Genomic DNA, 19,320 nt, shown 5'->3' on the forward strand with positions numbered 1-19,320 from the left:
CGACTAAACACACATGAGTTTAATTTCGAAAAACGATTTAATTCAAGCTTCCGGCTTAAGCAAAATAGGATTTCTAAAGAATCCGGTAGCATCCGCTGTGATGAGCATTGCTAAAATAAATGAAGTTAATAGATTATACGATAAACTAAAAGATAAGGAAGGTAAAGACTTTTTCGACTCATTTGTGAGAGAGAGAAACTTGAGCTATGTCGCATTTGAAGAAGATCTCGCAAAGATCCCAAAAACGGGACCGTTTATTTTGGTTTCGAATCATCCGCTTGGCGCGATAGACGGGATTTTAATGTGCAAGATCTTATCAGAAGTTCGTCCGGATTTCAAAGTAATGGGTAATTTTCTTTTAGAAAAAATAAAACCTATGGAACCGTACGTAATTTCTGTAAACCCTTTTGAAAACAGAAAAGGAGCTTACAGCAGCTCTTCCGGAATGCGCGAAACATTGAAGCATTTGCAGGAAGGAGGTTGTGTAGGTATTTTCCCGGCAGGAGAAGTTTCAAACAAAAACAATCCTTACGGAGAAATTCTAGATAGAGAATGGGAAAAACCGGCTCTTAAGCTTATCAAAATGGCAAAAGTGCCGGTTGTTCCTATGTATTTTCATGCAAAGAACAGCCGTCTTTTTTATCAGGTGGCAAAACTTCACCCTAACTTTCAAACATTGATGCTTCCTGCTGAAATGATGAATGACAGGGAGAAACCGATCCGTATCAGAATCGGAAAGCCTATTGGTCTAAAGGCAATGGACGAGATGGAAAACATTGAAGAATTAGGCGAATTTCTTAAACGTAAGGTTTATATGATGAAATCTTACTATGAAAAGAGAAAATCTCTGGCTCAGGCTATAAATCTTCAAAATTTATATGTAAAATTTCCTTTGCTTAGAGAAGAAAATATTGTTCAGAATATCATTGATGAAACTCCGAAAGAAGACATCATTAATGACATCAGCAAACTGAAAGGCACCGACAAAATGCTTTTCAGCAATGGTAATTACGAAATATATTTCACTGCTTACGAGGAAATTCCTTCTGTAATGAGGGAAATCGGACGTCAGCGAGAGCTTACATTCCGTGCCGTGGGAGAAGGAAGTAACCTGCCTTTTGACCTTGATGAATATGATAAGCACTATCATCATCTTTTTCTTTGGGATAATGCCGAGGAAAAGCTGGTTGGGGCTTACAGAATGGCCTTAGGTAAGGAAGTGATGAAAAAATCCGGAATTAAAGGCTTTTACACCAGTTCTTTATTTGAATTTGAACAAGATATTCATCCTTTCTTTAAAAAAGTGATTGAGATGGGTAGAGCATATATCTGCCAGGAATATCAGCAAAAACCGCTTCCACTCTTCCTTTTATGGAGAGGAATTGTACATGTTTGCTTAAGAAATCCTGATCACAAATTTTTGATGGGAGGTGTGAGTATTTCCAACAAATTCTCTGAATTCTCAAAATCATTAATGATCGAGTTTATGCGTTCGAATTATTATGATTCTGCAGTAGCTCAATACATTACCCCAAGAAACGAGTATAAAGTAAAACTTCGCGAAAGGGATAAAAACTTATTCTTCGAGGAAATGGAATCTGATTTAAATAAATTAGATAAAATCATCGATGATCTTGAGCCAGAATTGAGATTACCTGTTTTAATTAAAAAATATATTAAGCAAAACGCAAAAGTTATTGCATTTAATGTAGATCCAAACTTCAATGATGCCATTGACGGATTGATGTATATTAGAATAAGTGACCTTCCGGAAAGCACGATAAAACCTGTATTAGAGGAAATGAGTGAGCAAATTAGAAAGGAACAGGAAAATAATTCTCCTGAGAATCAGTAGGTTTTTATTTTTATTAGAAAAAAGTACTGTTAATACTTGCTTCATATATTAAAACTTACTACTTTTGCATCACTTTAAAACAACGAAGTAAGTCAAACAAAAATATATACGGTTTCTTAGCTCAGTTGGTAGAGCAATGGATTGAAAATCCATGTGTCCCTGGTTCGATTCCTGGAGAAACCACAGACCGCCTTGCGAAAGGCGGTTTTTTATTCCAAAGCAAAAAAAGATTTGCACGGTATAAGAAAAATTATTATTTTTGCACCCACTTTGAATAACGAAGTAACAAATCAAAACATACGGTTTCTTAGCTCAGTTGGTAGAGCAATGGATTGAAAATCCATGTGTCCCTGGTTCGATTCCTGGAGAAACCACTGGAAATTTAACAATTTCTAACAAAACCCCTCAAATTGTACAATTTGAGGGGTTATTTTTTTGAATATATATCAAAATAAAACAAATTCTCTCAAAGTAAAGGTGCCCTTTTCAGTTACCTGAGCTTATTATTTTTTTCAGGTAACCGTATTTCCCGAAAGCCTTGCTATTTATCATCAAATAGATATACTCATTTTGTCAAAGTTAAAAAAACTACCCCACACTCCTATCCAAATGCACATATCCGCCATCCACATGAATCAATTGCCCAGTTGTATGCGAAGATTTCTCCGATAAAAGAAACGCTGCCATATTAGCAATTTCCTCTGAGGTTGTCATGCGGTTTTCCAAAGGGATTTTTGAAGTAATGCTTTTTAGTTTTTCCTCCGGATTTTCGAAAGTAGAAATCCACGATTGGTAAAGTGGTGTCCAAGCTTCAGCTACGATGATCGCATTCACACGAATGCTGTAAGGTAAAAGTTCAACCGCCCATTCTCTTGTCAAAGCATTTCTGGCGCCATTCGCAGCGGCATAACCTGATGTTCCGCCTTGTCCGGTTTCTGCTGTCTTGCTGCCAATATTTAAAATTGAACCTTTGCATTCTTTAAGATAGGGAAGTGCGTGATGCACCAAAAGATAATAATGCACAACATTTTTGTGATATGAGGCCATGAATCCTTCATAAGAACCGTTTTCCAAACCAACACCATCGTTGACACCTGCATTATTGACAATACCTTCAATTTTTCCGTATTTTTTTACAACTTCATCAATTGCCTTTTTGCATTCATCAGGTTGGAAAAGTTCGGCGGTAACGAAATCAGCTTTTCCTCCAAGATCTAGGATTTCCTGAATGGCTTTTTTGTTATCGTCTTCGTTTCTGCCAATGATTATCGGAAACGCATTTTCTTCGGCTAAGATTTTCGCAATTGCGTTTCCGATGCCTTTTGCGCCGCCGCTTACGATGATTATTTTATGGTCGAGATTTAGGTTCATAATTTTTTTTGTTATGTTTTTTAAACGCAAAGGGCGCAAAGTTTTTTTTGACTACTAACTGTTTTTAAGTTCGCAAAGGCATTTCATTTAACAAAGACCACAAAGTTTTTAATTACATTCATTTTAAAATAAAAATCTTCGATTTTTAAGAACTTAAGTGTTCTTCTACACGCAAAGAATTTAATCTTAAATATTCTTAAGTGTTAAAAAACTTTTGTGAGTTTTATGGTAATAAAAATTATAGTTTGTAAAATTTCACAGCGTTTCCGGAGAAAAAAAGTTCCTGTTCTTCTTTTGAAAACTGACTTACATATTTTGAAATCAATTCCATCCACAAAGCATAATTTCCTCCCAATAACATGACAGGCCAGTCGCTTCCGAAAACTGTACGCTTAATTCCAAACTGAGAAAAAACAAAATCCAAAGTTTCAAAAATTGTTTTTTCATCAATATTATTCCAATTTCCTTGAGTCAAAAGCCCTGAAATTTTGCAATAAATATTAGGATTTTTTGCAAGTTCTGAAATATTAGATTTCCAGTCTTTTAAATGATTTGTTTTAAGATCCGGTTTTCCGCAATGATCCAGAATAAAAGGTTGATTTGGTAATTTTTCCGAAAGTTTTACTGCGTCAGAAAGCTGATTCTGTCTCAATAAAATATCGAAAGTATAGTCATATTGATGCAGTGTAGCGATTCCGTTGAGTACATTTTTTTGTAATAAAAAACCGATTTCTTCTCCCTCAGCGATATGTCTGAAGCCTTTAATCAATTTTTCAGACTGATAGTTTTGAAGTGACTGTTCAAGTTTATCAGAAGTTAAATCAATCCAACCGACAACACCTTTAATAAAAGGATTTTCTTTGGCTAAATTTATCAAAAAATCAGTCTCTTCATCACTCTGATCAGCCTGAACTGCAACGCAACCATCAATACTGTTTTCTTTTAAATATAAAGAAAAATCTTCCGGCAGAAAATCTTTCTGGATTACGGTCATATCTTTCGTAATCCATGCATCGCGAATCGGATCAAATTTCCAAAAATGTACGTGAGAATCAATAATCATTTTAATCAGTTTTTTCTAAAATCAATTTATAATGAAAATATTTTGTCCATCAGCTGCCACTTTTCATCTGGCTTAGAATTGGGTAACTGTTTTTGAAATTTCCACATCAGCTGTTCCCATTCCTGAACTTTTGAATTGTTGTTATCTGCTTCATTTTTAGCTTCGAAAGAAAAATTTTCATCTGCTTCCACCATCATAAATAATCGATTTTGAACACGATAAATCTCCATATTTACAATTCCTGAATCCAAAATACTTTGCTTTACTTCAGGCCAGACGTTTTGGTGATATTTTTCGTATTCCGCAATCAATTCAGGATCATCAATCAAATCGAGGGCTAAACGAAATTTTTTCATTCACCGTAAGCTTTTACTTTTTGTGTGCTGCTTCCTAAACCGTCAATTCCCAATTCCACTACATCTCCCGGTTTCAGGTACCAAGGCTCAGGTTTTTGCCCCAAACCGACACCGGCAGGTGTTCCCGTACTGATAACATCACCCGGAAGCAAAGTCATAAACTGACTGATGTAGCTTATCATAAATGGCACATCAAAAATCAGATTGGAAGTATTTCCGTCCTGCAACATTTGACCATTAACCTTAAGCCATAAACGTAAATTATGAACATCTTCAATTTCATCAGGCGTCGCGATGAAAGGCCCGATTGGTGCAAAAGTATCACAGCTTTTCCCTTTTACCCATTGTCCGTTTCTTTCCAGTTGAAAAGCTCTTTCACTATAATCGTTGTGCAAAACATAACCTGCAACATGTTCAAGCGCATTTTCCTCAGAAACATAGTTTGCTTTTTTTCCAATAACAATTCCTAATTCAACTTCCCAGTCGGTTTTTGTGCTCGTTTTAGGAATAATCAAATCATCATTTGGACCAACAATTGCCGTGGTAGCCTTAAAAAATAAAATAGGTTCCTGCGGAATCGGAGCATTGGTTTCAGCGGCGTGATCTTTATAATTAAGTCCGACACAGATTATTTTGGATGGCCTTGCCAAAGGTGAACCTAGTCTTTCATCAGGAGAAATTTCAGGTAGATTTTGCGTGTTTATTTCAGATTTTAAATTTTCAATAGCATCACCGGAAAAAAAGTTTTCATCATAATCTTTTACCAAATGAGAAACATCATATCTTTTATCATCAATAATGACTCCCGGCTTTTCCTGTCCCGGTTTTCCGAATTTTATTAATTTCATTTTTAATTTTTTTGTCTGTTTTAAATGTCTAAATTAATTTAACGCAAAGTTCGCAAAGATTTTTTTTAATATTATTCTGTGTATTTTTCGTTCGCAAAGGCGTTTCACTCAGCGAATGATAACTGATTCTTATAATTTACTTTAATTACATTTTTAAAATTTAACACAAGGATATTACTATCATTTGCTGAACGAAGTGCCTTTGCGAACTATTTTTTGTTTTAATTTATATTCTTTGCGTGCATTGCGTTAAAAATAATTCAACCCAATTGTTAGTTTTAATTGTTCAAAGTAGTAAAGCCACCATCAATAGGATAATCTACTCCTGTTATGAATGAAGCTTCATCACTGCATAAATACAGTGCTAAAGAAGCAACTTCCTCAGGTTGAGCCATTCTTCCGATTGGTTGAGTTTTTGACAGTTTTTCAAACATTTCTTCGATGTTATCAGGATAATTATTCTTTAAAAATCCATCCACGAAAGGCGTGTGTACACGCGCTGGAGAAATAGAGTTACAACGAATATTTTCATTGATATAATCTTTGGCAACACTCATGGTCATTGCTTTTACGGCGCCTTTAGCCGTGCTGTACGCAAAACGATCAGGAATTCCGACCAATGCAGCTATTGAAGCCATATTAATGATCACACCGCCTCCTGATTTTCTAATTTGTGGAATGGCTGCGAACAGACAATTGTAGACTCCTTTAATATTGACATTATAAATTTTGTCGAAATCTTCTTCTGAAGTGGTGTCTGCCTTTCCGATGTGTGCAATTCCGGCATTATTGACAAGAATATTGATCGCTCCAATCTGGTCGAAAACTGCCAAAACATCTTTTTGTTTTGAAACATCACATGCATACACTGTGGCATTTCCTCCGGAAGATTGTATTTTTTCCAGAGTTTCCTGTCCGTTTTGCTGTGTTATTTCAAGAATGTGAACTTCTGCACCATTGGCTGCAAGCTGAATAGCAATTGCTTGTCCGATTCCGCTTCCTCCGCCTGTTACAACGGCTTTTTTATTTTTTAATGAAAACATCTTTATGTTAATTATTAGATTTTATTTATATTTTTTAACGCAAAGGGCGCAAAGATTTTTTTTAATATTGTTCTGTATATTTTTCGTCCGCAAAGGCGTTTCACTCAGCAAAGGCTTTCAGTTGATTATTAATCCTAATGCAATTATGATTTTATTATTTTCAAGCTTCATGCAACTTGTCGCAATCTTTGCTCCTTAAAACCTTAAGATCCAATTATTAAATCTTTGCGTTGAAAAACTTTTTTTTAAGGTTAATAACACTTAATTTTTAAAGACTGACACCTCTTTTCCAAGGAATAAAATCATCCTGATTCAATGCTACAGCTTTAGGAATGATATTTCCACTGGCAACATCGATACAGAAATCTAAAATATCTTCACCCATTTGCTGAATGGTTTTTTCCCCGCGCACAACCGCACCCGTATCGATATCGATAATATCTGACATTTTCGTTGCTAAAACGGTATTGGTCGCTACTTTGATGACAGGGCAAACCGGATTTCCTGTCGGTGTACCAAGACCGGTCGTGAACAGAATTAAAGTTGCTCCCGAAGCGGCTTTTCCCGTGGTAGCTTCCACATCATTTCCCGGAGTACAGACAAGGCTTAATCCTGGTTTAGTTGCAGGTTCAGTATAATCTAAAACATCTACAACAGGGGCGGAACCTCCTTTTTTCGCGGCGCCTGCGGATTTTATGGCATCCGTGATCAATCCGTCCTTGATATTTCCCGGCGACGGATTCATGTAAAATCCTGAACCGACTGCATGAGCGAGTTCATCATATTCCGTCATCAACTTGATGAATTTTTCTGCGGTTGGTTTATCTACAGCACGATCTATTAATTCCTGTTCGACACCACACAATTCCGGGAATTCTGCCAGTAAAACTTTTGCTCCCAAAACCGAAAGAATATCGGCGAGATGTCCCACAGCCGGATTCGCTGAAATGCCGCTGAAACCGTCACTTCCGCCACATTTTACACCTACACAAAGTTTGCTTATCGGTGCATCTTCACGTTCAATTTTATTTATTTCTAAAAGTCCTTTCAGGGTTTCAAAAATGGCATTCTTGATCATGGTTTCTTCACTTACCGCTTTTTGTTGTTCAAAAACGAGTAGAGGTTTATCAAAATCAGGATTTCGATTGTATAAATCCTTTTTAAAATTATCGATTTGAAGATGCTGGCAACCCAAACTCAACAAAGTCACTCCCGCAACATTGGGATGATCTGCATAAGACGCCAAAAGTTTGCTGAGGGTATCTGCATCCTGTCTTGTTCCGCCGCAACCACCGGTGTGATTGAGAAATTTGATACCATCTACATTTTTGAAAACTCTGTCTTTTGCAAGAATATTTGAGGGCGAAAAATCAATATCATCAATATTTTCTCCTTTTGAAATAGCTTCTACCAATTGGTGGGTATAGCTTTTGTATTTTGCATCCACTGCATATCCTAAATTGTCATAAAGTGATTCTTTAATAATATCAAGATTACGGTTTTCACAAAAAACGGTTGGAATAAAAAGCCAGTAATTTGCCGTACCCACATCGCCATTTGAGCGATGATATCCTTTAAAAGTTTTATGTAAAAATTTTGACACGTCGGGTTTTGTCCAATGATAGTCAACATCGCGGTAGTAGTAAGGTTCGGCAGCGTGTTTTGTATTGTCGGTCGTCATTCGGGTTCCCGCTGCGAGATCGTATTGTACTTTACCAACTAAAACGCCATACATAAAGATTTCGTCGCCCTGTTTCATATCATTCATAAAGAATTTATGTTTAGCGGGGATAGCTTCTAAAGTGGTGTAGGTAACTCCTTCGAAAATAATTTCAGTTTCTGCCGGAATATCCTGCAAAGCGACCAAAACATTGTCTTTTTGATTTATTTTTAAAATTAAATTGCTCATTTTTAGCTTTAAAATTTAATATTCTTTTATACTTACTATTTGTTTTTAACGCAAAGTCCGCAAAGTTTTTTTTAACTACTAACTGTTTTAAGGTTCGCAAAGGCGTTTCACTCAGCAAATGATAGCAAATGTTTTTTTATTTATGTTAATTTACAATGAGGATTTTTTATTTTTAAATCTTAATGAAAATAAAAATACGATGATAAAACAGACTAAAGGTACAACATAAGAAAAATGAATGTTCCCTGAAATATCTGTAATTTTACTTGCAATCGGTGGTATAATGGCGCCTCCGACAATAGACATTATTAATAAACTTGAGGCAGGTTTTGTTTCTGCACCAGCTCCTTCAATTCCCAAAGCAAAAATAGTCGGAAACATGATTGACATAAAAAATGTAAGCGCAACAAGCGCATATAATGTTAAAATTCCTGATCCTGCAATAACCCAGATGCTAAGAACAATACTGATCACACTATAAATACTCAACAGTTTTTGCGGCGAAATATATCTCATAAAAAAAGTTCCTGCAAAACGCCCGATCATAAATAATAATCCTGCTACACCCGCATAATATTTAGCTTCCTGACCTTTCATATTGATTGCATCTTCTGCAAAAACCAAAAGAAAACTGAAAACATAAATTTGTGCACCGATATAAAAAAACTGTGCAAGAACGCCCCATCCAACATTTTTTACGCCTAAAACCTGTAGAAAATTCTTTGTTGATTTTTCTTTGCTTTCCGTGACTTCCGGTAGTTTTACGAATAAAAATAAAAACATAACCAGCAGAATGATCAATCCCAATATGATGTAAGGTCCTTTTACGAGCGAAGTTTCGGCATGAATATAAGCCAGTTTTGCTGCCTGATCAAGTCCGGCAAGTTCTTCCTGTGATTTTGGTTCTTCACTCAGAATGAAAATTCCGCCAACGATAGGAGCAATGGATGCTGCCAAACCATTAAAAGACTGTGCAAAGTTTAATCTTTGTGTTGCTTTTTCAGGTGCGCCTAAAACGGTAATGTAAGGGTTTGCTGCGGTTTCCAGAATCGCAAGACCGCATGACAAGACAAAAAGAGCCGCGAGAAAAAACGGATAACTAATCGTATTAGCTGCCGGAACAAACAAAAAACATCCAGCTGCGAAAAAGAACAAACCCACCAAAATTCCGGTTTTGTAACCATATTTCTGAATAATCATTCCGGCAGGAATTGCCAGTAAAAAGTATGCTGCAAAAACAGATGAATCAACCAACGAAGCCTGAAAATGGTTCAGGTGAAAAGCGCTTCGGAGATGCTTAATCAAGATCGGATCAAGATTATGGATAAATCCCCAAAAGAAAAACAAACTCGTGATAAGGATCAGAGGAAAGTAGTAATTTTTCTTTTTTGTAGAAGAAGAAAACGAGTTTCCGGATTGGGTATTGTTCATCGATTTGGTTTATTTTATAAATTAATATCTATTGTTTCATTTAAATTGAGAAGATTAATCGATTGCATAATGAATATTTTATACTCCATGCTTTGATTATTCTTCTCATATATTTAAATATTTTCTGGTTTTTTAAATGTATAAAAATTTTATATAATAAAAATTATTCGTACAGGATAGTACAAGACAGTGTAAAAATATTTCAGTTTTATTGAATATTTATCACTACACTCTACATTTTAAAAGGGAAATATTAATTTAAACATTAAACCTAATTATTATTTTTCAGTAAAATAAAATCGGTGAGATTTTAGAACTAACTTTCTAAATGTTTCTTTGATAAATTCTTCCTAATTATAATTAAAATATATCCTCAGAGAAACCATAGACCATCTTAATGAAGGTAGGTTTTTATATGCGCGCCCCAATTTTAAATTTAAAGATTCTAAACTAGATCAAGATTAGACTCTGTTTTCTAGTTTTTATGTAATTTTAATCGCAAATTGGGATTTATACATTAATTAAAATACTTTTAGGCACACATTTACGATGAAGCACCTTATTTTATTATTCTTGTTTATTTTATCATCAGGTCATCTTCTTGCCCAAAAAGATGACACGACGGCGCATTGCGATGCTTTAATAAAAAAAGGAATTGATGCTTTATATAAAAAAGATCATTCTACCTCTTTAGAAATTTTTGCCGAAGCCAAAAAAATTGCCGAGCAAAACAGCCTATATCAACAACAATTTATCACCACAAACTGTATTGGACTTAATTATTACCAGATGTCCGATTACAGTACGGCCTTAGATTATTATTTGGAAGCCTACTCCATTGCTGTAAAATATTTGAAAAGCGACCGTGAAATGACGGTTTTAAACAACATCGCCCTCGTTTATCTTCAACAGGGAAAATATAAAGAATCTGAAAAGCATCAAAAAAGAGCCTACGATCTTGCGGTTGCCAATAAAGATCAAATTGGCATTGCGATTTATTCGAGCAGTTTGGCCGATCTTTATAACACAACCCATCAACTCGATAAAGCCTTAGAATATATAAAAATCTCCAGAGAAGCTTTAAAAATGGTAAATGACGCAAGAATCGACATCGATCTTGATCTCGCAGAAGCTAAAAATTTTGTTGAAAGAAACGAATTCGATAAAGCCCTCAATATTCTGGAACCTCTTTTACAAAAACTAAAAAGCAAAGAATATATTGATCACAGAATTTCGGCATTATTAATACTTTCGAAAGTTTATTTGGGCAAAAAACAAAATGATAAAGCCATTTCCTACGTTAATCAGGCTCAAAAAGAAAACCTGAATTATACGAATACAAAGGATATTTACAATCAGTTTTCAAACCTATATTTTAGTTTGGGAAACTATGATAAGGCTTTACAATACAAGGATTCTGTTATTATTGTTAAAGATTCGCTTAATGCCATTAAAAATCAGGCGATGTACCAAAACAGTGAGATCAAACTAAAACTTCAGGACTCACAAAAAGAACTTAAAAGCGAAAAAAGGTTAAAATTTTACGTTGCCGCATTTTGTATTTCGCTTTTAGCTTTATTAAGCTGGCTGTTCAGAACACTTTATTTAAAAAACCGACAAAAAAGAACCATTGCTGAACGAAACGAACAAATTATCACCTTAGAATTAAAAAATAAAGAAAACGATAACCTTTTACTCGAACAACAGATCAAAGAAAAGGAAACCGAAGCTCTTCTGGAAAAAGAAAAACTCAAAAACGAGCTGGAAAGCAGAAACCGAAAATTAGCCGCAAACGCCATCCACATTGCTCAAAGAAATGATAAAATCGAGGAGTACATTCTTAAACTGAAAAAAAATCCGGAAATCATTAAAAATGATAAGCTTTCTCAACAATTGGATCAGTTAAAATTAATTCTGACCAAAGAAGACAGCAATGATGATGATTTTTTAACCCACTTCGAAAAAATCAACAGTAAATTTATCGACAACTTAAAAGAAAAGCATCCAGATCTTACTTTGAATGATATCCGATATATCAGTTACATTTATATGAATCTTTCCACCAAAGAGATTTCTTCAATCTTCAATATCACCATTGAAGCGTGCAGAAAGAGAAAAGAAAGAGTTTCAAAGAAATTGAATCTCACCAACTCAAACGACCTATATAGTTATTTATCAAATATTTAAATAAAAAAGTCACGTTTTTTCTCGGTCTGGTCTTACTAATTCCCTCGTGATTTAGCTTAAAGTTTTTTTCAAAAAATAAATTTGTGTCTATTAATCAATAGAACAGTTATTATGAAGAAAACAGTATTTACTTTATTTTTTATTCTGATTCTGCAGTTTACCTACGCGCAGGTAAGTTTCGCAGGAAATCCGGAATATGGACAGTTACGAAATTTTGTTTACGATAAAACCGTTCCCAACAAAATTTACGCAACAACTTATATTGATAAGCACATCATGGTCTCCAACAACAATGGAACAAGCTGGAATGTCTTATACACCCTTCCCTACCCTGAATATGCACCAAGCATTTCACAAATGAGACTTACCAATAATGGTACAGCATTGAGTTTTATTCAATACTTCGGTTTAGGAAGTTCGCTAAACAGGGTTATTGTATTGAATTTATCAACTTTAAGTATTTTAAAAGAATACAATATGCCTCCCAACGAAGCTGTTGAAAGTATTAGCAATTATTCTATTCTTGATAATGGTAATATGAATACTGCAACCATGTTTGCAAAAGGTGACAATGATAAATTTTTCAAAACTACCAACGGCGGAACTACCTGGACGAAGGTTTTTGATGCTGCAAATTATGAAAATGTTCTTGTAAACGATGCTATCATGGATCCTACAGACCCTCAAAAACTTTACATCGTTCGTAACGGAGGTCCCGGAAATGTAGATGGAGGTTTATTAAAATCAACAGATGCAGGAGCAACTTGGACAGAAAAACTTAACGGACTTATTCTACAATCAATCGCTATCAATCCTGTTAATCCGAACATTATTTACGCAGGAACAGGTGTTCTTTGGACATATCCAACTCAGCATGAGGCGGTTTACAAGTCTACAGATGCAGGAAATACATGGACAGAACAAACCGGTATTACATGGTCTACCAGTACTCAAGGATTAAAAAATGTTCCTAAAATTGAAATAAATCCCTATAAACCGAGCCATGTTATTGTTTTAGCAGACGACAGAGTCGCAGTAACAACAAATGACGGGACAACGTGGACTACCACTCCACATGCAGGCTTAACAGACGGAAGCTCTTATTTTTATGGGATTGATGCTACATTTGATCCGAATAATTTAAACAATGTTATCATTTCCAACAATCGTTTTCCAAAATTCTCATCAGACAGAGGAGTAACACTTACTTCCATTGCAAATCCGTTTTTTAATGGAATGGGAAAAATAAATGTAATTAATGACAACAGTGTTGATAAGTTAATTTACGGAGTGCAATATGGCTACACTGTGAAAAACCTTACCAACAATCAGGAAACGCCAATCAACGTAATGCCTCTTAACGAAAGCCCGATGGATGGACAAATTGGGCTGATGTATATCGACAAAAAGCATGCAGGAAGAGTCTACACCTATGAATCATCTTTTATGGGTAACAATATTAATGTAAGTGATGATTACGGAGCTACTGTAACGCCACTTTACAATACTTATGACACTGGTTTTACAGCTGCAGAAACAGATCCGGCTAATCAAAACATTGCATGGATTGCAACTTTCAACGGTGTTAATGCAACTTTGATAAAATCTGACTTTACAAATACAGGAAGTCCTGTAAACGACATCATTACTTTACCTTATGATGAAGATTATATTTATGGAATTAAAGTAAATCAAAACAACTCCAATGAAGTATTGGTAACTGTTGGTAACAGATTGTTTAAAACTACAAACAGCGGAACTTCATGGACGGAAATTACAGCAGGTTTGCAAGGCTTAACACTTCCGAATATTGCTTTAAGTTTGGTTCAGAATCCATTAAATACTAGCCAGTACACAATGGCTGCTTCAAATGGTGTCTACACTTCTCTTGACGCAGGAAATACATGGTCTAAGATCTATGACGGAATGGTAAATAAAGTTGAACATTCAACTAAACAAAACGGACAGATCATAGGAATTACCAACACGTATTTATCTACTCTTCCAAAGGTTATCTACACCAGCAACGGAGGAACAAACTGGCAGGAAAGAACAGCTTCCAACTATTTCAACACAACAGTTTTAGATGGTACAGCTCGTTTTGTAGATGCTACAACTGCTGAAGTTTATTTAACTACTAATTCTTTAGGTATTTTAAAAGATGTTATTTCTTTCACAAACTTAGGAACTTCAAATCCTGGTATTGTAAAAGATGACATCAGTATTTATCCGAATCCGGCTCAGGATGTGATCAATATTAAATTAGGCAAAAATGCTACGAAGTTTAAAGTAACGATCTACAGCACAGCAGGACAATTGGTTCTAACATCAGAAAACAAATCAAGTATAGATATTTCAGGTTTAACGAAAGGAGTCTATCTTCTGAAAATAGATCAGGCAAATACACCAACAATAATTAAAAAGGTTATCAAAAAATAGCTTCTTTAACGTTTTTTTACAATCCTTAAACCGCCTCTCCCAAAGGCGGTTTTTTTAATTATACCTGAATTTTAATTAATAAAGAATAAAAAATCAATTATTGTAAATAAAAGAAGAATAACCGTTCATTTTTTATATTTTCATTAAAATCTTATAACATTTTATACCTCAGTTATCATTTTAATATATAAAAACAAATCATACTTTCAATACTATTCATCCTCCGTTTACGTTGAAAATAAGTATATTCGCTTTTTTAATTTTAAATCGAACATGAAGAAGATCATCTCTGGATTATTTTTATTCTCTACTATCATTACATTTGCTCAGGAAGCAATAAAGTTTCAGGAGTTGCCGTTTAAAGATCTCGTTGCTAAAGCAAAAAAAGAAAACAAAATTGTTTTTATAGACGCTTATGCTTCTTGGTGTGGCCCATGTAAAATGATGGAGAAAAATATTTTTACTCAAAAATCTGTCGGAGATTATTTCAATTCCAGTTTTGTGAGTGCAAGATTTGATATGGAGAAAGGTGAAGGAAGAGAAATCGCAACGAAATATGGAGTTCGTTCTTATCCAACTTATCTGTTTTTAAATGGTGACGGAGAATTAGTTTCTCAAAATTCTGGTTATATGGAAGAAAGTCTTTTCTTATCGATGGCCAAAGAAGTGAACTCACCAAATAACAAAAAAGGCTCTCTAAAAGACCGTTTTGCGAAAGGGGAAAAAGATGCTGAATTTTTGATTAACATCATGAAATTAAACTCAACAACTGATTTTGATTTCGCCAAAAAAGCCTCTGAAAGATATTTTGAAAATAAAAAGAAAACGGATGAACTTACAAAAGATGATATCGGATTTTTATTCTTCTTTTTAAAGTCCACCGAAGATCCTAATTATAAAGTTTTTTCTTCTAAAAAAGCTGAGATCATTAAATTTTTACCTGAGGAAACTTACAAAGAATTTGATAATCAGTTAAAATTAGCAAAAGTTGTTGAGGAGTCTATTGATGATAAAAATAAAAAGATCAACGACGAATATTTCATGAAAACAGCCGAGCCTTTGGTTGGAAAATTGGATGCTCAGACTAAGCTTAATCAGACAAAATTAGCCTATTACGAACAAAACGCGAATTTTCCTGAATACGAAAAAACAGCGTTAGAATATTATAAAAATTCTGATGCTTTTGAACCAAACGAATTATTAAAAACAGCATGGATCTTTTCTGAACACGTAAAGACTCCATCATCATTAAAGAAAGCTCTTGAATGGGCGGAAAAATCTGTAATGAGAGGAGAAACTTCGGAAAATACCTATATTTTGGCAAGACTTTATTTCTTAACCGGAAATAATGAAATGGCAAAAACCTTTGCTGAAATGTCTAAAAATATAGCTTCTCAATCTCAAAAAGATTCTACTCTGGCAGAAGGGTTATTAAAACAAATAAAATAACAAATGTTGAAAATTAAATTGCTCACAGGATTCCTAACCTTATCTTTATTAGGAAATCTAAGTGCTCAGGAGCAGGAAAGCGAAAAAAGCTTATACATAAAAGGAAATGCGTTATTTCTTCCTGTTGGAATGCTGAATGTAGGCTTAGAATATCAGTTAAGCCATAAATACACCTTACAAGGTGATGTTTTTGTCTCTCCTTGGAAATCTTTTGCAGGAAGACATGCACAGATTTACATGGGACATCTTGAAGGAAGATATTATTTTCAGGAAGCCTTTAAGCATTGGTATTTAGGAGTAAACGGAGGTTTCGGAGTATTTGATCTTACCAAATGGAATTACAGCGGAACAGAAAAATTTCAGCGTGGATTTAGTTTAATGCTTGGGGCTACCGTTGGTTATCAATTTCAATGGAAAGAAAGATGGAATATTGATATTTTTGCAGGAGGAGGAACTTCTCAAGGTTTCTATCATGGATATGAAAACGTTCCACCAGATAGTTTTGTAAGATACGACGGTGAACAAAAATGGAACAAAAGCGGTGAACTTATCCCATACAGAGGAGGAATTATGATCTCTTATAAATTAAAATAATAACAATGAAACTTTTCGGAAGAAACCATATCATCATATCAGCGATCACTTTTGTTATTCTTTTTTTAATGAATTTTATTGGAAATGATCAGGCTGACAAATTACAAAGTGCATTAATGATTGCGGGCGCAGGAGTAATCGGCTTAACCATCGGGCTTTTTATCTTGAATAAAGGTAAAGATGACAAAACTCCGCCACCGGATTTTGACTAGCCAGAAGGTGAATAGTCAATTTAGCTTCGCTAGTCAATCGTAAATTTTAAAATTCACAAGCGCAGCGTATTGACTATTTACAATTCACCAACCCTAGTTTTCGTAAACAACGTATTTCGATCTTATTTTCTCAAATTTATCTAAATCTGATTTCCAAGAAGCTTTGATTTCCTTGATCGATTTTCCTGCGATGATTTGTTTTCTCAACTCATCTGTTCCAGCCAAAGTATCAAACCATAAGTTTTTCAAGAAGAAATCCTGCTGTGGATTTTTGTAGTTTTTATAGGCTTTAATGACCCATTCAAGGTTTAATTCTCTTAAATCTGTTGGATAATTTGAAAGATTTTCACCGTAACATAATTTACCGTTTAAGAAAGGATCTTTTGCACCAAAATTGGGTTTTGGAGTAAACTGATAAGGCAGATCTTTCGTCCAAGGTGAACCATAAATCTGAAAAGGTAAGTCAGTTCCTCTTCCTGCCGAAACCTGAGTTCCTTCAAAAAAACATAAACTTGGATATAAATTGATTGATTTATCGTTCGGTAAATTTGGTGATGGTTTATCTAAAATTGGATAACGCAGTTTCTTATGATAATTTTGCATCTGGATCAGAGTATATTTTGCTTGAACTCCATTTTTCAGCCACTTTTCTCCGTTCACCATTTTTCCATATTCTCCGATTGTCAATCCGTAAACGACAGGAACTTCATGCATTCCTACAAAACTTGTCCATTTTTTCTTTAAAACAGGTCCATCTATATAACCATCATGTGGATTTGGTCGGTCTAAAACCATGATCTCTACATTATTTTCCGCTCCTGCTTCCATTAAATAGGTAAGCGTAGAAATATAAGTGTAAAATCTTGCCCCAACATCCTGAATATCAAAAATTACAATATCAAGTCCTTTTAATTGCTCGGGTTTTGGTTTTTTATTGCTTCCGTATAAAGAAACGATGGGAATTCCTGTTTTCACATCTACCCCATTTTTCACCTTTTCACCTGCATCAGCATCTCCTCTGAAACCATGTTCAGGAGCGAAAATTGACTTTATCTTAATATTATTTTTAACTAAAAAATCTACCAGATGAGTTTTATCACTCATCAAACCTGTCTGGTTGGTTACGATCCCGATTGTTTTTCCCTTTAATAATGGCAAATATACTTCAGGACGGTCTGCTCCGGTTTTAAAAGTACCGACATTACCCGTTTGAGAATAATACTGATTGAATACTCCTAAAAAAATTAGGCAAATCAGAAGTAAATTTTTAATTTTGAAATCTAAATTCATAAGCTTGAAATTTCCTTTATATTTCTCTAGAAAAATAGCGTTTTCCAAAGATAACAAAAATAACCTTTCAAGGGTTATCATCTTCATAGGCAGACTTTCTGTGGCTTTAGGAATTATCGTTTCACTGATCACGGTTTCCACAGGTTTCGGATCCAAAAAAGCGATTAAAGAAAGACTGGCAGATTTCAGCGGACATATTACTGTAAAATCTACAAGATCAAACTCGTCCTACAATACTTCCGTGCTCGATAGTCAGGGGTTGGATATTCCTAAAATAAAAGAAATTCCTGACGTAGAAACCGTTCAGAAATATGCAATGACTACAGGAATTATGCGTAACGAACATAACTTTGCGGGAATTATTTTCAAAGGTGTTGGAAAGGATTTTGACAGTTTGAGATTCAAGAAATTCCTTGTTGCAGGAACTACCCCAAAAATTACAGAAATAGGATATAATAACGGCGTTACTATTTCTCAAAAAATAGCAAATGATCTTCATTTAAAGGTTAAAGACAGCATTGTTACGATATTTTCGAAAGCAGATCAGAAGCCAATTTACAGAAAATTTGAAGTTGTCGGAATTTATAAGACTGATATCAAAATGATTGATGAACAGTTCGTTATTGGCGGAATCAATCATGTAAGAAAAATTCAGGATATGAAACCTAATGAAATTGGTGGAATTGATATTTTCCTGAAAAATGTAAACGATATCGACAGTGATTTCCCTGAAATCGAAAAGTTAATCGGCTACAAAAACTACGCAGAAAAAGCAACTGAAAAATTTCCTCAAATCACTGATTGGATCAGTATTTTCGACACCAATATTGCATTGATCATCGTTATTATGCTGGTTGTAGTTGTCATTAATATTATTATGGTTCTTTTGATTCTTATTATTGAAAGAACGAATTCTATTGGTTTACTTAAAACTTTAGGAGCAAGCAATTCTCAGATCAGAGCGACTTTCATCAACTATACCTTGATCATAATGATTCCCGGACTTTTATATGGAAACATTATTGGTCTTGGATTGATTTTATTACAGAAGTTTTTTGGAATTATTAAATTAAATCCAGAGAATTATTACGTGAGTACTGTTCCTGTTGATCTGAATCCGATTGCGATTATTTCAATTTCTGTTGGAATACTAATCATTTCCGGATTGGCTTTGATTATTCCGAGTTATTTGATTAGTAAGATTTCTCCGGTTAAGGCGATTAAGTATAATTAAAAATGAATTGTCAATTTAGCTTTGCTAGGTAATTGTGAA

The 19,320-nt window shown here is 34.5% G+C and carries 15 protein-coding genes and 2 tRNA genes; 9 read left to right on the forward strand and 8 right to left on the reverse strand.

What is annotated here, in order from left to right:
• Window positions 1–13: 13 nt before the first annotated feature.
• The 3 genes from AC1Q7L_RS19920 to AC1Q7L_RS19930 all read left to right on the forward strand — a co-directional run bounded on the left by AC1Q7L_RS19920 (window position 14) and on the right by AC1Q7L_RS19930 (window position 2,229).
• Window positions 14–1,855 (forward strand): bifunctional lysophospholipid acyltransferase family protein/GNAT family N-acetyltransferase, encoded by a 1,842-nt coding sequence (locus tag AC1Q7L_RS19920; protein WP_410692478.1) that lies wholly within the window; start codon window positions 14–16, stop codon window positions 1,853–1,855.
• Between the two features lie 110 nt (window positions 1,856–1,965).
• Window positions 1,966–2,038, forward strand: a tRNA-Phe gene (locus tag AC1Q7L_RS19925).
• A gap of 118 nt (window positions 2,039–2,156) precedes the next feature.
• Window positions 2,157–2,229 (forward strand) — tRNA-Phe (locus tag AC1Q7L_RS19930).
• Window positions 2,230–2,443: 214 nt separating this feature from the next.
• On the opposite strand, the gene AC1Q7L_RS19935 is transcribed toward AC1Q7L_RS19930, so the two are convergent.
• From AC1Q7L_RS19935 to fucP, 7 genes are all read right to left on the reverse strand, one after another.
• Window positions 2,444–3,226, reverse strand: coding sequence for an L-fucose dehydrogenase (locus AC1Q7L_RS19935; protein WP_492307577.1), 783 nt, complete (start codon window positions 3,224–3,226; stop codon window positions 2,444–2,446).
• A 238-nt stretch (window positions 3,227–3,464) separates the two neighbouring features.
• Window positions 3,465–4,289, reverse strand: coding sequence for an amidohydrolase family protein (locus AC1Q7L_RS19940; RefSeq protein ID WP_492307576.1), 825 nt, complete (start codon window positions 4,287–4,289; stop codon window positions 3,465–3,467).
• A gap of 26 nt (window positions 4,290–4,315) precedes the next feature.
• Window positions 4,316–4,645, reverse strand: coding sequence for an L-rhamnose mutarotase (locus tag AC1Q7L_RS19945; protein WP_492307575.1), 330 nt, complete (start codon window positions 4,643–4,645; stop codon window positions 4,316–4,318).
• A complete protein-coding gene (locus tag AC1Q7L_RS19950; RefSeq protein WP_492307574.1) occupies window positions 4,642–5,493 on the reverse strand; it encodes a fumarylacetoacetate hydrolase family protein in 852 nt (283 codons plus the stop codon). The genes AC1Q7L_RS19945 and AC1Q7L_RS19950 overlap by 4 nt, the downstream gene beginning before the upstream one ends.
• A 278-nt stretch (window positions 5,494–5,771) precedes the next feature.
• On the reverse strand, window positions 5,772–6,536 hold the full coding sequence (locus AC1Q7L_RS19955) for an SDR family NAD(P)-dependent oxidoreductase (RefSeq protein ID WP_492307573.1): 765 nt from the start codon (window positions 6,534–6,536) through the stop codon (window positions 5,772–5,774).
• 268 nt (window positions 6,537–6,804) lie between these two features.
• A complete protein-coding gene (locus AC1Q7L_RS19960) occupies window positions 6,805–8,445 on the reverse strand; it encodes a UxaA family hydrolase (protein WP_492307572.1) in 1,641 nt (546 codons plus the stop codon).
• 150 nt (window positions 8,446–8,595) lie between these two features.
• Window positions 8,596–9,876, reverse strand: coding sequence for an L-fucose:H+ symporter permease (gene fucP, locus AC1Q7L_RS19965; protein WP_492307571.1), 1,281 nt, complete (start codon window positions 9,874–9,876; stop codon window positions 8,596–8,598).
• Window positions 9,877–10,425: 549 nt separating this feature from the next.
• Between fucP and AC1Q7L_RS19970 the strand changes: the two genes are divergently transcribed.
• From AC1Q7L_RS19970 to AC1Q7L_RS19990, 5 genes are all read left to right on the forward strand, one after another.
• On the forward strand, window positions 10,426–12,063 hold the full coding sequence (locus AC1Q7L_RS19970) for a tetratricopeptide repeat protein (RefSeq protein WP_492307570.1): 1,638 nt from the start codon (window positions 10,426–10,428) through the stop codon (window positions 12,061–12,063).
• A 111-nt stretch (window positions 12,064–12,174) separates the two neighbouring features.
• A complete protein-coding gene (locus tag AC1Q7L_RS19975; protein ID WP_492307569.1) occupies window positions 12,175–14,502 on the forward strand; it encodes a T9SS type A sorting domain-containing protein in 2,328 nt (775 codons plus the stop codon).
• Window positions 14,503–14,775: 273 nt separating this feature from the next.
• Window positions 14,776–15,951, forward strand: a complete 1,176-nt coding sequence (locus AC1Q7L_RS19980; protein WP_492307568.1) for a thioredoxin fold domain-containing protein — start codon at window positions 14,776–14,778, stop codon at window positions 15,949–15,951.
• A 12-nt stretch (window positions 15,952–15,963) separates the two neighbouring features.
• On the forward strand, window positions 15,964–16,545 hold the full coding sequence (locus AC1Q7L_RS19985) for a DUF3575 domain-containing protein (protein WP_492307652.1): 582 nt from the start codon (window positions 15,964–15,966) through the stop codon (window positions 16,543–16,545).
• A gap of 5 nt (window positions 16,546–16,550) precedes the next feature.
• On the forward strand, window positions 16,551–16,757 hold the full coding sequence (locus tag AC1Q7L_RS19990) for a hypothetical protein (protein WP_066756071.1): 207 nt from the start codon (window positions 16,551–16,553) through the stop codon (window positions 16,755–16,757).
• Window positions 16,758–16,850: 93 nt separating this feature from the next.
• Here the strand turns inward: AC1Q7L_RS19990 and AC1Q7L_RS19995 are convergent, their stop codons facing one another.
• Complete coding sequence (locus tag AC1Q7L_RS19995; protein ID WP_492307567.1) at window positions 16,851–18,047, reverse strand: exo-beta-N-acetylmuramidase NamZ family protein; 1,197 nt, start codon at window positions 18,045–18,047, stop codon at window positions 16,851–16,853.
• A 4-nt stretch (window positions 18,048–18,051) separates the two neighbouring features.
• Here AC1Q7L_RS19995 and AC1Q7L_RS20000 point away from each other — a divergent pair, with 4 nt between their 5' ends.
• On the forward strand, window positions 18,052–19,281 hold the full coding sequence (locus AC1Q7L_RS20000) for an ABC transporter permease (RefSeq protein ID WP_492307566.1): 1,230 nt from the start codon (window positions 18,052–18,054) through the stop codon (window positions 19,279–19,281).
• Window positions 19,282–19,320: the final 39 nt, after the last annotated feature.

The organism is Chryseobacterium sp. GW823-FHT05E08, assembly GCF_058795655.1.